Origin of the sequence: Klebsiella sp. 141162, assembly GCF_050600755.1 — a bacterium.
In the GTDB taxonomy this organism is placed as follows: Bacteria; Pseudomonadota; Gammaproteobacteria; order Enterobacterales; family Enterobacteriaceae; genus Klebsiella; species Klebsiella aerogenes.
This window is the reverse complement of the sequence record NZ_JAQIRI010000001.1, coordinates 903,795-917,506: the sequence shown is the minus strand read 5'-3', so window position 1 is coordinate 917,506 and position 13,712 is coordinate 903,795. Positions and strand designations below refer to the sequence as shown.

At 56.9% G+C, this 13,712-nt stretch carries 14 protein-coding genes; 8 read left to right on the top strand and 6 right to left on the bottom strand.

Annotation, left to right across the window (positions count from 1 at the left end):
* Nucleotides 1-16: 16 nt before the first annotated feature.
* Genes pspD through pspA form a run of 4 tightly spaced genes read right to left on the bottom strand, consistent with a single transcriptional unit; the run spans nt 17 to nt 1,574 of the window.
* A complete protein-coding gene (gene pspD, locus PGR23_RS04310) occupies nt 17-235 on the bottom strand; it encodes a phage shock protein PspD (RefSeq protein ID WP_015366275.1) in 219 nt (72 codons plus the stop codon).
* A gap of 31 nt (nt 236-266) precedes the next feature.
* Complete coding sequence (pspC, locus tag PGR23_RS04305; protein WP_015366274.1) at nt 267-626, bottom strand: envelope stress response membrane protein PspC; 360 nt, start codon at nt 624-626, stop codon at nt 267-269.
* Complete coding sequence (pspB, locus tag PGR23_RS04300) at nt 626-850, bottom strand: envelope stress response membrane protein PspB (protein ID WP_045393114.1); 225 nt, start codon at nt 848-850, stop codon at nt 626-628. Before pspB ends, pspC begins: the two co-directional genes overlap by 1 nt.
* Nucleotides 851-905: 55 nt before the next feature.
* A complete protein-coding gene (gene pspA, locus PGR23_RS04295; RefSeq protein ID WP_015366272.1) occupies nt 906-1,574 on the bottom strand; it encodes a phage shock protein PspA in 669 nt (222 codons plus the stop codon).
* A gap of 152 nt (nt 1,575-1,726) precedes the next feature.
* Between pspA and pspF the strand changes: the two genes are divergently transcribed.
* A complete protein-coding gene (gene pspF, locus PGR23_RS04290; protein WP_162184060.1) occupies nt 1,727-2,713 on the top strand; it encodes a phage shock protein operon transcriptional activator in 987 nt (328 codons plus the stop codon).
* On the opposite strand, the gene PGR23_RS04285 is transcribed toward pspF, so the two are convergent.
* Nucleotides 2,704-4,095 carry an MFS transporter gene (locus PGR23_RS04285; protein ID WP_213292476.1) on the bottom strand — a complete coding sequence of 464 codons (1,392 nt, stop codon included), beginning with the start codon at nt 4,093-4,095 and terminating at the stop codon, nt 2,704-2,706. The genes pspF and PGR23_RS04285 overlap by 10 nt on opposite strands.
* 24 nt (nt 4,096-4,119) lie before the next feature.
* Nucleotides 4,120-5,289: a M20 aminoacylase family protein gene (locus PGR23_RS04280; protein ID WP_045393123.1), complete on the bottom strand. Its 1,170-nt coding sequence runs from the start codon at nt 5,287-5,289 to the stop codon at nt 4,120-4,122.
* A 171-nt stretch (nt 5,290-5,460) separates the two neighbouring features.
* On the opposite strand from PGR23_RS04280, the gene PGR23_RS04275 reads away from it, so the two are divergent.
* The 7 genes from PGR23_RS04275 to sapF all read left to right on the top strand — a co-directional run bounded on the left by PGR23_RS04275 (nt 5,461) and on the right by sapF (nt 13,700).
* Nucleotides 5,461-7,758 carry a helix-turn-helix domain-containing protein gene (locus PGR23_RS04275; protein ID WP_289578376.1) on the top strand — a complete coding sequence of 766 codons (2,298 nt, stop codon included), beginning with the start codon at nt 5,461-5,463 and terminating at the stop codon, nt 7,756-7,758.
* A 124-nt stretch (nt 7,759-7,882) separates the two neighbouring features.
* Nucleotides 7,883-8,167 (top strand): hypothetical protein, encoded by a 285-nt coding sequence (locus PGR23_RS04270; protein ID WP_045393127.1) that lies wholly within the window; start codon nt 7,883-7,885, stop codon nt 8,165-8,167.
* Nucleotides 8,168-8,405: 238 nt separating this feature from the next.
* Entirely contained in the window at nt 8,406-10,058 is a 1,653-nt protein-coding gene (gene sapA, locus PGR23_RS04265) for an ABC transporter substrate-binding protein SapA (RefSeq protein WP_045393130.1), read from the top strand.
* On the top strand, nt 10,055-11,020 hold the full coding sequence (sapB, locus tag PGR23_RS04260; RefSeq protein ID WP_020078599.1) for a putrescine export ABC transporter permease SapB: 966 nt from the start codon (nt 10,055-10,057) through the stop codon (nt 11,018-11,020). The genes sapA and sapB overlap by 4 nt, the downstream gene beginning before the upstream one ends.
* Nucleotides 11,007-11,897, top strand: coding sequence for a putrescine export ABC transporter permease SapC (gene sapC, locus PGR23_RS04255; protein ID WP_020078584.1), 891 nt, complete (start codon nt 11,007-11,009; stop codon nt 11,895-11,897). Before sapB ends, sapC begins: the two co-directional genes overlap by 14 nt.
* On the top strand, nt 11,897-12,889 hold the full coding sequence (gene sapD, locus PGR23_RS04250) for a putrescine export ABC transporter ATP-binding protein SapD (protein ID WP_015366243.1): 993 nt from the start codon (nt 11,897-11,899) through the stop codon (nt 12,887-12,889). Before sapC ends, sapD begins: the two co-directional genes overlap by 1 nt.
* Nucleotide 12,890: 1 nt before the next feature.
* Nucleotides 12,891-13,700: a peptide ABC transporter ATP-binding protein SapF gene (gene sapF, locus PGR23_RS04245; RefSeq protein WP_047044986.1), complete on the top strand. Its 810-nt coding sequence runs from the start codon at nt 12,891-12,893 to the stop codon at nt 13,698-13,700.
* Nucleotides 13,701-13,712: the final 12 nt, after the last annotated feature.

Sequence of the window (13,712 nt, the reverse complement as noted above, 5' to 3'; positions counted from 1 at the left end):
TCCTCCCCCTGAGGAATTATTTCATTCCGCGGGCAAAACGATTGGCCAGCCGACTGAGCAGCGGCTCAAGCGCTACCGCCAGCAACATTTTCAGCGGCCGACGCGCCACCGATTTCACCGCCCAACCGGCAACGCCCGCCGGGCCGTATCGCAGCGCGGTCAGTAGCACCAGCTTACCGGCGATCTTAAGACCCGGTTTCACTTTTTGCCCTGCCTGTTGCCATTTCATATTCATGCGTTGCCTCATGGGTTATATGGAAAAAGTTTTACAGTTGACGAAAACGGCTGCGCAGCGTGAAGGTATCGGAGGTGATGTAACGCTCCATATCACGCAGGCGCTGTTCGCCGGAAGCCAGTTCGGCATCCACTGCGGCCAGTAAATCGCCATTGCTCGGCCCTTTTTCGCCGTACAGTTCGCTATCCGGTATCGGATCCAGCGCGAAAGTGAGAATGATGTAGGCCACCAGCACGAAAAAGAAGAGGCCAAAAATCATCGCCAGTACGGTTATCAAACGCACCAGCTTCACCGGCACATCCAGGTGCTGCGCGATACCGGCGCAGACCCCTTTCACCATTCCGCGCTGCGGAATGCGCCACAGTTTTTTATTAAAGTCCAATCCGGCCATTATTTGTCTCTCCAGTTCGGATGTTCCGCATCAAGGATCGCTTCCAGCGCCTGAATACGCTCGCGCATCCGTTTCGCCTCATCGGTCAGCTGCAGCAGGCGCTGCTGTTCATTCTGGGTTAATGCCCCGTCCGCCGAGCGATTGTTGTAGTGCAGCCATAACCAGACCGGCAACACGAACAGCACAAATAGCGTGAGCGGGATGGCAAGAAAAAGCATGCTCATGTGTACTCCTTACAGGTGGTGAGCCGCGGCGCAACACCGCGCCGCGCAATATGCATTACTGGTTATTCTGATTCATTTTGGCTTTCAGCGCCGCCAGTTGCTCGCTGATTTCATCATCCGCTTTCAGCTCGGCAAACTGCTGATCCAGCGATTGTTGTTTGCCAAAACGATGGCTCTCCGCCTCGGCTTCCATTTGGTCAATACGGCGTTCGAAAGACTCAAAACGCGCCATCGCTTCATCCATTTTACCGCTATCCAGCTGGCGGCGGACATCGCGCGAAGAGCTGGCAGCCTGATGACGCAGCATCAGCGCCTGCTGACGAGCGCGGGTTTCGCTGAGCTTATTCTCCAGCTCGCCAATCTCTTTTTTCATCCGCGCCAGGGTTTCATCCACCAGTTGCGCTTCGTGTTCCAGGCTGCCGATAAGGTCGGTCAGCTTCTGTTTTTCGATCAGCGCCGCACGCGCCAGATCTTCTTTCTCTTTACGCAGGGCCAGCTCGGCCTTTTCTTGCCATTCCACCTGCTGCGCCTGCGCCTGTTCGATACGGCGGGTCAGCTGTTTCTTTTCCGCCAGCGCGCGGGCGGAGGTCGAACGCACTTCAACCAGCGTGTCTTCCATCTCCTGAATCATCAGACGGACCAGCTTCTGCGGATCCTCCGCTTTCTCCAGCAGAGAGTTGATGTTGGCGTTCACGATGTCGGCAAAGCGAGAAAAAATACCCATAATTTCAATCCTCATAGTTCTGATAGCAGGCAGCGGCCTGTGCAGTAGTTAATACAAATGGCGTGCCAACTTTTTATCTTATTGATTTTAAACAAGGTGGTTGAGGAATGGCCGCCTGCTTGCTACAGTGAGTTGGTGAATCACACTACTTAATGGCGAAATTCATCATGACGGAATACAAGGATAACCTGCTTGGCGAGGCAAACAGCTTTCTGGAGGTGCTGGAGCAGGTCTCGCAGCTGGCGCCGCTGGATAAACCGGTGCTGGTGATCGGCGAGCGCGGGACCGGCAAAGAGCTCATTGCCAACCGTCTGCACTTTCTCTCTTCGCGCTGGCAGGGGCCGTTTATTTCGCTCAACTGCGCGGCGCTGAATGAAAACCTTCTCGATTCCGAATTGTTTGGTCATGAGGCCGGCGCCTTTACCGGCGCCAGCAAACGGCATCCGGGGCGCTTTGAACGTGCCGACGGCGGCACGCTGTTTCTCGATGAGCTGGCCACCGCTCCGATGCTGGTGCAGGAAAAATTGTTGCGGGTAATTGAATACGGCGAACTGGAACGCGTCGGCGGCAGCCAACCGCTGCAGGTTAACGTACGGCTGGTGTGCGCCACCAACGCCGATCTGCCCAAAATGGTCGAGGAAGGTCATTTCCGCGCCGACCTGCTCGACCGGCTGGCGTTTGATGTCGTGCAACTACCGCCATTGCGCGAGCGCCAGAGCGACATCATGCTGCTTGCCAACCAGTTTGCTATTCAGATGTGCCGCGAACTGGGGCTTCCTCTGTTTCCCGGCTTTAGCGAGCGAGCCGTCGACACGCTGCTCGCATACCGCTGGCCGGGCAATATTCGTGAGCTGAAAAACGTGGTTGAACGCTCGGTTTACCGCCACGGCAGCAGTGATAGCGAGCTGGATAATATCATTATCAACCCATTTCGCCGCGCGGCCCCAGCGCCTGCTCCAGGCGATGAATCTGCGCTTCCCAAACTACCACTGGACCTGCGCGCCTTTCAGCTGGAGCAAGAAAAAAGCCTGCTGCAGTCAAGCCTGCAGCAGGCGAAGTACAATCAAAAGCAGGCGGCTGAGCTGCTGGGGCTTACCTACCACCAGCTACGCGCATTACTGAAGAAGCATCAGCTATGAGCGACGCGCGGCAGCATCGCCGCGCTGACCAGCATTGAGCCTAAACACAGCGCGGCGTTAAACCACAGCGCGTACTGCGCGGCGCTGGCCATACCCAACGGCAGGAATAGCGCAAAAAGTGACGCCGTCACGGCAATACCCATCGCGCCGCCAAGCGAGCTTCCCATCTTATACACCCCTGACGCGACGCCAATTTTATTCTCCGGCGCATTGGCGACGGCGGTGTCGGTCGATGGCGTGGCGTAACAACCGAGCCCGAGGCCAAACAGGATATTACTGAAGAAGACGGTCCCGATATAGAGCGACTTATCGAGGAAGGTACAGGAGATCAGCAAAATGCCGATGGCGGTAAAGACCGGCCCGGTCATCATCGGCAGCCGAGCGCCGTAGCGCTGGAGCAGCTTTTCCCCGACGCGGATCATCGCCAGTACCGTCACTAGATAGCCCAGCGTCATCATGCCGGTTTCCAGCGGACTGAGATGATGCCCCTGTTGCAGCCAGATGCTGGTAATCATCATGGTGCCGATAGCGCCGTTGAGCATAAAGTTCGATAGCACCGCCGCGCCGTAGGCTCGGTTGCGAAATAAAGCGAAGTCGATCAGTGCCGCTTCACCTTTACGCAGGCCGCTGCGGATAAATACTGCTGCCGCCAGCACCGCGCCACACAGCATCGACAGCGATAAACCACTACTCCAGCCCCATTGATGACCCTTGCTGATAAACAGATTAAGCAGCACCAGCGACGCGATCAGGCTTAATAATCCGCCCACATCCAGCTTATGCCGATCGGCGCTGGCGCTGCGGCTCTCCGGGGTGCCGCGCAGCAGCAGCAACGCCAGCAGCGCCACTGCAATCGAGAACACGAAGATCCACCGCCAGCCAAGACCGGTGGCAATCGCACCGCCGACAAACGAGCAAAGCCCGCTGCCGCCCCAGGAACCAATGACCCAGAAACTCACCGCCCGCTGCCGCGCTTTGCCTTCATACCAGGTTTTAATCAGCGCCAGCGTCGCCGGCATAATGCAGGCCGCCGAAAGCCCTTGCAGGATACGGCCGGTGATAAATAGCCCCGGCCCCTGCGACGCCGCCAGAAATGCGCTACCGATAATACTCAGCGCCAGGCCGAGATAGGTCATCCGCACCCTGCCGAATTTATCCGCCAGCCCGCCGCTGGCCACCACAAAACAGCCGCTGAATAAGGCGCTAAGACTCACCGCCAGGGTTAGCGTCTCCAGTGAAATATCGAGGCTGCTTTTCATCGCCGGAACAACATTGATAACCGATTGCGCAAACAGCCAGAACGTCAGCACGCTGAGCACAATACCCGCCAGCAGGCGATCGCTACCGACGAACTGAGATTCGCTTAACGATACAGAACTCATAATCGGGTCCCCCGTCGCGATAGGTTAACGCAGATAGCGTTCCGTCAGGCCGCACCACAGCGCCGCGCCGGTAAGCAGGATTTGATCGTTAAAATCGTACCCTGGGTTATGCACCATGCAACGGTCGGCTTCATCACCCGCGCCGATAGTGAAATAGCAGCCGTTGGGATTGCTCTCCAGCATGAAGGCGAAATCTTCGCTGCCCATAAATGGATTCACGGTACCAACCTGTTCTTTGCCAAACAGCGTGGTCGCCACTTCACGGACCAGCTCATTAGCCGCCGGATCGTTACGCAATACCGGGCTGCCGTTGACGTGGGTTAAGGTAGCGCTGGCGTTAAAACTTTCCGCCTGAGCGACCGCGATGTCGTGAATACGCTGCAGCACCGTCTCGCGCACCTGCTGGTTAAGGGTACGTACGGTTAGCTTCATCAATACCTTATCGTTGATGATGTTCGGCGCATGGCCCGCCTGAATGCTGCCGACGGTGACTACCGCGGGTTCAAATGGCGTGATGTTGCGTGAAACGATTGATTGCAGCGCGAGAGTAATGTGGCAGGCCACCAGCGTCGCATCGACGGTATGTTCCGGCACCGCGCCATGGCCGCCAATGCCCTTCACCTCGATATGCAGCGTATCGGAAGAGGCCATCATCGCGCCGTCGCGCAGGCCGATTTTGCCCAGTTTCTGGCCCGGCATGTTATGCAGGCCAAAGATGGCGTCACAGGGGAATTTCGTGAACAGGCCATCTTCGACCATCACCCGTCCGCCGTACAGCAGCTCTTCCGCCGGTTGGAAAATTAAATGCAGCGTACCGTTAAACTGACGCGTGCGCGCCAGATATTCCGCCGCATACAGTAGCGTGGTGGTGTGACCGTCATGGCCGCAGCCGTGAAAACGCCCGTCGACCTGGCTTGCCCATGCTTTACCGCTCATTTCCTGCATCGGCAGCGCATCCATATCCGCGCGCAATCCCAGACGTTTTTCGCCGCTGCCGACTTTCAGCGTCCCGACCACGCCGGTACCGGCGAGGCCGCGATGCACTTCATACCCCCACTCAGTAAGCAGCCGGGCGACTTCATCGCTGGTTTTATGTTCTTCAAAGCCAATCTCGGGCTGTTGGTGGAAGCGGCGACGTAACGCCACAAACTGCGCTTCATTAACTTGCAAGGATTCAATCAATGGATGTGTCATTTTTATTATTCCTGTGTTGTGTTTGCACGACACTTTCGAGTTTATGCGCCCCACCCGGCTTTAAAATGCTTTTTTTTGTTTTATATTGACGAAATATCAATGACTATTTTCTATACAATTCTGTTATGACAAAAAACAGCCTGCTATTTTTTGTCTTTTAAGGAGCGGCGCATGGAACATCATCTCGGCGATTTCAGCCTCACGGTTCGCGATATTCGCCATTTCAGCCCGCCGGAAAACGACGGATTAACGCTGCTATGGCTGCTGGAAGGTAGTGCAACGTTGCAACTCGGCGAATCGTCGCAACCGATGCGGGTTGATGAACTGGCGATTATTAACCGCCGCCAGCGCTGGCAGATTGCCGGCGAAGAGGCCAATGCGGTCATGATCCTCAACCTTGCCGCCGGTTGGCTCACCCGCCTTGATAGCGATTTTTTTGCCAGTGATTATCGGGTTAGCAGCGAAACCAGGGATGCCACAGATAATCTACGCCAGCTGATGCGCCAGTTGCTGGTAGCCGGGCTGGTCAATCATCAGTCGCGCTATCGGCTGGAAGCGAACCGTTGGCTGAGTGAAATTGCCCTACTGCTGGCAACCCGTTTTACCCAACCTATCGTGCCCAGCCTGCGCCGCGGCGCCGAGAACTGGAGCCGACGAATTACCAACGTGATAGCGCGCATCGAAGCCAACTATCAGCGGCGGATCTCGCTGCAGGAACTGGCTGCCGCCGAATTTGTCTCTGAGGCCTGGCTTTCGCGCCTGTTCCATAAAGAGGTCGGCATTAGCTTCGTGCAGTACATTACCGCCCTGCGTCTCGGCAAAGCCGCCGAGCAACTGCTGACTACCCGCCGCTCGGTTCAGCAGGTGGCGCAGGATAACGGCTTCGCCAGTACCCGCATCATGAGCGATCTGTTTAAGCGCCAGCACGGCGTCACGCCGCGACAATTTCGCCAGCAGCAGCCGCAGTCCAGCGCTCGTCCACGAGCGAACGCCAGCGAAATCTGGCGCCCGGTCGCGGTCGAGAGGCTTTACGCCCGTCTTAACGAGGCGGAAAAAAGCAGCGATGATACGCCGCCGCTGCTGCTCAACCCGCGTCAGACACGGCTGGTGGATATCCGCCAGCTGCCAGCGCGCGCGCCGGTATTGCGCCATACCCGAACCATCGTTACCGTCCGTGAACTCGATGATTTACTCCGCGAAGATGTGCGACGCGAGCTGGAGCAACTGCAGCAGACGCTACCCGTTTACGGCATCGATATTCACGATCCGTTTCTCAGCAGTCGCTTGTTTGGCGAGGGCTGGGACGACCCGACGCTCGCAGGCTATGCCTGTTGGTACAATCTTCAGCAACTGTTTAGCTGGCTGGCGCAGAAAGGCTGGACGGTGCTGCTACATACCGGCTTAACCACCCGCTGCGATTTATTACAACGTTTTCTGCAACTCGCCGCCAATCACTTTCCACCCGCGACGCTCGCGAGCTGGCGTTTTGTCTGGCACTGGTCGCCGCAGGCCAGTGAAGCGGCGCGACAGCTGGCCTGGCGACAACAGCGAGAAGTGCTCGCGTCCACCTTGCAACAACCGCAAATGGGTATCTGGCATCGTTTCCCGCAAAGCGGTATTGGCGACGATCCGCTTCTGTCTTCCCCGCTGCTCAGCGAGGCCGACTTTCTCGCCTGCCAGGCGGATGCCAACGAACTGCTTGACCTGGCACAGGCCGATAGCAGCAAACTATCCGCCAGCGAAGACTATCCACGACAAAAATTACGCCAAATCCATCATGCCCTACGGCAACGGCAGCTCTCGTTACCGCTGTGGCTGCTATCGTGGAATACCCTAACCGGCGATACCCGCGATACCAACGGGCGTTTTTTCCGCGGCGCGCTGTTGATGGATAACCTGTTGGGCATTGCCGATCGGGTGTGGCTGGCCGGCTTCTGGCTTAATTCAGGTCTTCAGGGGGAAGCGCGGGACAACGGTAAACTCGACACCTCCAGCCTGGCGCTGCACTACCTGCATGGTCTGCCGCGCCCGGTGTACTGGGTATTATGGCTGTGGCGGCGTCTACGCGGCGAAGTCTTAATCAATGACAAAAACCTGTTGTTATTGCGCCATAACGGACACTACCAGTTGCTACTGCGCAATACGGTGATTTTCAACCCCTGGCTGTCGAGCGAAGAGGCCTTTACTCAGCGTTTTCGCCAGCCCTATACCCTGCGGCTTGCAGGGCTGAAGGGACGCTGGCGCATCAAACAGCATCTGTTCGATCAGCACCATGGCGCGCTATTCCCGCTATTTGAGGCATTTCGTAGCCGCAGCGGCCCTGACGAAGAAGATTATCGCTGGCTCCAGCACCACGCCCGTCCGGCGCTGAGCGTGCATGAGGAACAACTGGATGATGGCTGGCTACGGGTGGATTCACTGCAGAGCAATGCGCTGGCGTTATATGAATTCACACCGCTGGAGGATTAAAACGTGACAACGTCACTATCAATTCACATATGAAAACGCGGAGAGTTAATAATATGTAACTGGTAAGATGTCTTAATGTGAATTATCATCGACGGCAATATCATTCAATGGATTGAAAATTCACGTGATCCCGGTTAATTCTCATACGCTCACCCGCTATGCCGCCCATGCCAGTTTGATCCACACCATGAAAAATCATCACGCCCCGGCCCTCTCATTAATGATGATTTTCTCGGATCTCTGCGTGCGTTCCACCCGTGATGCCTACAATGAACAAGGCTGGGAGATATCAGAGCGTAAAAGCGGATTCGTGCTGCGTACTTTCGTCGCCATCCATCGCGATGGCGGAGAACTGGAGATCACGCCAAAAGATTATATTGCCCGCTATAATCAGCTCCTTCCGCTCTGATCCCCACAGCCCACCCGCGCCGATACCAGAACGCCTGCAGATGGCTAACTGGAGAAATTGGCAATAAAAAGATACCATGTTTGATAATACTGGTTTATTTCCGACACTATTTTGACCAACTGGCTGGACAACATGCGCTGCCGGTGACCGCATTATCCCCCTCGATGTCGTAAAGGTGGTGGTAAATGTCATTTAATATTAATAAGATAGAGCTCTGCTCTATGATCAAAAAGAAAATATGCGCCTGAAATTGTCCTCTCTTTTAGCGGCAGCCTCGATGCTGTGCGGGCAGGCTTTTGCCGCACCGGCCCCGACACCGGCGCTGCCAGCTAATGCCGATATCCGCGATAGCGGATTTGTCTATTGCGTCAGCGGGCAGGTAAATACCTTTAACCCGCAAAAAGTCAGCAGCGGCCTGATTGTCGACACCCTCGCAGCCCAGATCTACGATCGCCTGCTCGACGTCGACCCTTATACCTACCGTCTGGTGCCTGAACTGGCGGAAAGCTGGGAAGTGCTTGATAACGGCGCCACCTACCGCTTCCATCTGCGCGATAAGGTCCAGTTCCAGACCACCGACTGGTTTAAACCGACCCGCGCTTTTAACGCTGATGATGTCATATTCACCTTCGGGCGCATCTTTAACCGTGACGACCCGTGGCACAGCGTCAACGGCAGTAGCTTCCCCTATTTCGATAGTCTGCAGTTCGCCGACACCGTAGAAAGCGTTCGGAAACTGGATAACCATACCGTCGAGTTTCGCCTGAAACGTCCCGACGCCTCTTTCCTGTGGCACCTGGCGACGCACTATGCTTCGGTCATGTCCGCAGAGTATGCAGCGCAGCTGACCAAAAGCGATCGCGAAGAACAACTCGACCGCCAGCCCGTCGGTACCGGTCCGTTCAAGCTAGAAGAGTATCGTACCGGGCAGTACATCCGCCTGCAGCGCCACGCGGCCTACTGGCGCGGCAAGCCATTGATGCCGCAGGTGGTGGTGGATCTCGGTTCCGGCGGCACCGGCCGGCTGTCAAAACTGCTGACCGGCGAATGCGATGTGCTCGCCTGGCCGGCCGCCAGCCAGCTCACCATCCTGCGCGACGATCCGCGCCTGCGTCTGACGCTGCGCCCGGGTATGAATATCGCCTGGCTGGCTTTCAACACCGCCAAACCGCCGCTGGATAACCCGGAAGTTCGCCACGCGCTGGCGCTGGCGATCAACAACCAGCGGCTGATGCAATCGATCTACTACGGCACCGCGGAAACCGCGGCTTCAATGCTGCCGCGCGCCTCGTGGGCCTACGACAACGACGCTAAAATCACCGAATACAACCCCGCGGAGGCGCGTCGTCGCCTGCAGGCGCTGGGCTTGAGTAATTTGACCTTAAAACTGTGGGTGCCGACCAGTTCCCAGGCGTGGAACCCCAGCCCATTGAAAACCGCCGAGTTGATACAGGCGGATATGGCGCAGGTGGGTGTAAAAGTGATTATTATTCCTGTTGAAGGCCGCTTCCAGGAGGCGCGTTTGATGGACATGAGCCACGATTTGACGCTTTCCGGCTGGGCCACCGACAGTAATGATCCGGACAGTTTCTTCCGCCCGCTGTTGAGCTGCGCGGCGATTGGTTCGCAGACCAACCTCGCCCACTGGTGCAACCGCGAGTTTGATGAGGTGTTACAAAAAGCGCTGATTTCTCAGCAGCTGGCCTCGCGCATCGAAGCCTATAAAGAGGCACAGCATATTCTCGCCCGCGAACTGCCGGTGCTGCCGCTGGCCTCTTCGCTGCGGCTGCAGGCTTATCGTTATGATATGAAAGGACTGGTGCTGAGTCCGTTTGGCAACGCCTCCTTCGCAGGCGTGTCGCGCGAAAAAGAAGAGGTGAAAAAACCATGATTATTTTTACCCTGCGCCGCCTGCTGCTGTTACTTGTGACGCTGTTTTTCCTCACCTTTATCGGCTTTAGCCTCAGCTATTTCACGCCGCACGCGCCGCTGCAGGGTGCATCGCTGTGGAATGCCTGGCTGTTTTGGTTCAAAGGGGTGCTGCACTGGGACTTTGGCGTCTCCAGCATCAATGGCCAACTGATTTCCGAACAGCTGAAAGTGGTCTTCCCGGCCACAATGGAGCTGTGCATTCTGGCATTTGGTTTTGCGTTATTGGTCGGCATTCCCGTGGGGATGATTGCCGGGATCATGCGTAATAAGTGGCCGGACACGCTCATTAGCGCCCTGGCGCTGGTGGGGTTCTCTATTCCGGTATTCTGGCTGGCATTACTGTTTACCCTGTTCTTCTCGCTGACGCTGGGTTGGTTCCCGGTATCCGGTCGCTTTGACTTATTATACGAAGTGAAGACGGTGACCGGCTTCGCGCTCATCGATGCCTGGCTCTCTGATTCGCCGTGGCGCCATGAGATGATCGTCAGCGCCGCGCGGCATATGGTGCTGCCGGTGTTGACCCTGGCCGTCGCGCCGACCACCGAAGTGATCCGCCTGATGCGCATCAGCACCAGCGAAGTCTACGATACTAACTATGTTAAAGCGGCGGCGACACGCGGCGTCACCCGACGGACAATCCTCCATCGTCACGTGTTGCACAATGCCCTGCCGCCGGTGATCCCACGCCTGGGGCTGCAGTTTTCCACCATGCTAACGCTGGCGATGATTACCGAAATGGTCTTCAGCTGGCCGGGGCTGGGGCGCTGGCTGATCAACGCCATCCGCCAACAGGATTACGCGGCGATTTCCGCCGGAGTGATGGTAATCGGCGCGCTGGTCATTATCGTCAACGTCATCTCGGATATTTTAGGAGCCATGGCTAACCCACTGAAACATAAGGAATGGTATGCCCTACGATAGCGTCTATCTTGAAAAGCGCCCGCCCGGCGCATTGCGCACCGTATGGCGTAAATTCTACGGCGATACCACCGCGATGATTGGTTTATACGGCTGCGGCGCGCTGGTGCTGCTGTGCGTATTCGGCGGCTGGTTCGCGCCTTATGGCATCGATCAGCAGTTCCTCGGCTACCAGCTGCTGCCGCCCTCGTGGTCGCGCTACGGCGAAGTGTCGTTCTTCCTCGGTACCGACGATCTCGGCCGCGACGTTCTGAGCCGCTTGCTCAGCGGCGCGGCGCCGACCGTTGGCGGCGCCTTTGTGGTCACGCTCGGCGCCGCACTGTTCGGCCTGGTGCTTGGCGTCATTGCCGGCTCCACCCATGGTTTGCGTTCAGCGATAATGAACCACATCCTCGACACTCTGCTATCGATCCCCTCGCTGCTATTGGCGATTATCGTCGTCGCTTTCGCCGGGCCGCATCTGAGCCATGCAATGTTCGCCGTCTGGCTGGCGCTGCTGCCGCGCATGGTGCGTTCGGTCTATAGCATGGTGCACGATGAACTGGAAAAAGAGTACGTGATTGCCGCCCGCCTCGACGGCGCTTCCACGCTCAATATTCTCTGGTTTGCGGTTCTGCCTAATATTACCGCCGGGCTGGTCACCGAAATTACCCGCGCGCTGTCAATGGCGATCCTCGACATTGCCGCACTCGGTTTTCTCGACCTCGGCGCCCAGCTACCGTCTCCGGAATGGGGCGCCATGCTCGGCGACGCGCTGGAACTGATTTACGTCGCTCCCTGGACGGTTATGCTGCCGGGCGCGGCCATCATGATAAGCGTACTGCTCATCAATCTGCTGGGCGACGGTATTCGCCGCGCAATTATTGCCGGGGTTCAATAATGCCGTTACTGGATATTCGTAATCTTACCATTGAGTTTAAAACCAACGAGGGTTGGGTAAAGGCCGTCGACCGGGTCAGCCTGACGCTGGCTGAAGGTGAAGTCCGTGGTCTGGTCGGTGAGTCTGGCTCCGGCAAAAGCTTGATCGCCAAGGCGATTTGCGGCGTCACCAAAGACAACTGGCGGGTTACCGCCGACCGTATGCGTTTTGATGATATCGATCTGCTGCGCCTGTCTAACCGCGAGCGCCGCAAACTGATTGGCCACAACGTGTCAATGATCTTTCAGGAGCCGCAGTCTTGCCTTGACCCTTCCGAGCGTATCGGTCTGCAGTTGATGCAAAATATCCCCGGCTGGACCTTTAAAGGCCACTGGTGGCAACGCTTTGGCTGGCGCAAGCGCCGCGCTATCGAACTGCTGCACCGGGTGGGGATTAAAGACCACAAAGATATTATGCGCAGCTTCCCCTACGAACTGACCGACGGCGAATGTCAGAAGGTTATGATTGCCATCGCACTTGCCAACCAGCCGCGCCTGCTGATTGCTGATGAACCCACTAACGCCATGGAACCGACGACTCAGGCGCAAATTATTCGCCTGTTGACCCGGCTCAACCAGAATAACAACACCACCATTTTGCTGATCAGTCACGATATGCAGATGCTCAGCAAATGGGCGGATAAAATTAACGTCATGTATTGCGGGCAGACGGTGGAAACCGCCCCGAGCGAAGAGCTGGTGACCATCCCTCATCACCCCTACACGCAGGCGCTGATTCGCGCGATCCCGGACTTCGGCAGCTCAATGCCGCATAAAAGCCGGCTGAATACCCTGCCCGGCGCCATTCCGCTGCTGGAACAGCTTCCCATCGGTTGTCGGCTGGGGCCGCGCTGTCCCTATGCGCAACGCGAGTGTATCGTCACGCCGCGTTTGACCGGCGCGCGTAATCATCTGTACGCCTGTCATTTCCCGCTGAACATGGAGAAAGAGTGAAATGGTCGAAACATTGCTGGAAGTTCGCAATCTGAGTAAGACCTTTCGCTACCGCACCGGCTGGTTCCATCGCCAGACGGTAGAGGCGGTGAAGCCGCTCAGCTTTACCCTGCGCGAGCGGCAGACGCTGGCAATTATTGGTGAAAACGGCTCCGGGAAATCCACGCTGGCCAAAATGCTGGCCGGCATGGTCGAGCCGACCACCGGCGAACTGTTGATTGACGACCATCCGCTGGAGTTTGGCGATTACTCATTTCGTAGCCAGCGTATTCGCATGATTTTTCAGGATCCCTCGACCTCGCTCAACCCGCGTCAGCGTATTTCGCAGATCCTCGATTTCCCGCTGCGTCTCAATACCGATCTCGAACCGGAAGCCCGGGAAAAGCAGATTATCGAAACCATGCGCATGGTGGGACTGCTGCCGGACCACGTCAGCTACTATCCGCATATGCTGGCGCCGGGGCAAAAGCAGCGCCTGGGGCTTGCTCGCGCCTTGATCCTGCGCCCGAAAGTCATTATCTGCGATGAGGCGCTGGCCTCGTTGGATATGTCGATGCGTTCGCAGCTAATCAACCTGATGCTGGAGCTGCAGGAGAAACAGGGAATATCCTACATCTACGTGACCCAGCATCTGGGGATGATGAAGCATATCAGCGATCAGGTGCTGGTGATGCATGAGGGCGAAGTAGTCGAACGCGGAAGCACCGCCGATGTGTTGGCCTCGCCTCTGCATGATCTGACCAAACGGCTGATCGCCGGCCATTTCGGCGAGGCGCTAACTGCCGACGCCTGGCGAAAAGATGGCAAATAGCGTTAACATTCC

Coding starts and splice junctions, on each gene's coding strand:
- pspB (WP_045393114.1), bottom strand. CDS start 850: ATGAGCATGCTTTTTCTTGCCATCCCGCTCACGCTATTTGTGCTGTTC.
- PGR23_RS04280 (WP_045393123.1), bottom strand. CDS start 5,289: ATGACACATCCATTGATTGAATCCTTGCAAGTTAATGAAGCGCAGTTT.
- pspF (WP_162184060.1), top strand. CDS start 1,727: ATGGCGAAATTCATCATGACGGAATACAAGGATAACCTGCTTGGCGAG.
- sapF (WP_047044986.1), top strand. CDS start 12,891: ATGGTCGAAACATTGCTGGAAGTTCGCAATCTGAGTAAGACCTTTCGC.
- pspC (WP_015366274.1), bottom strand. CDS start 626: ATGGCCGGATTGGACTTTAATAAAAAACTGTGGCGCATTCCGCAGCGC.
- PGR23_RS04285 (WP_213292476.1), bottom strand. CDS start 4,095: ATGAGTTCTGTATCGTTAAGCGAATCTCAGTTCGTCGGTAGCGATCGC.
- sapD (WP_015366243.1), top strand. CDS start 11,897: ATGCCGTTACTGGATATTCGTAATCTTACCATTGAGTTTAAAACCAAC.
- sapA (WP_045393130.1), top strand. CDS start 8,406: ATGCGCCTGAAATTGTCCTCTCTTTTAGCGGCAGCCTCGATGCTGTGC.
- sapB (WP_020078599.1), top strand. CDS start 10,055: ATGATTATTTTTACCCTGCGCCGCCTGCTGCTGTTACTTGTGACGCTG.
- pspD (WP_015366275.1), bottom strand. CDS start 235: ATGAATATGAAATGGCAACAGGCAGGGCAAAAAGTGAAACCGGGTCTT.
- pspA (WP_015366272.1), bottom strand. CDS start 1,574: ATGGGTATTTTTTCTCGCTTTGCCGACATCGTGAACGCCAACATCAAC.
- sapC (WP_020078584.1), top strand. CDS start 11,007: ATGCCCTACGATAGCGTCTATCTTGAAAAGCGCCCGCCCGGCGCATTG.
- PGR23_RS04275 (WP_289578376.1), top strand. CDS start 5,461: ATGGAACATCATCTCGGCGATTTCAGCCTCACGGTTCGCGATATTCGC.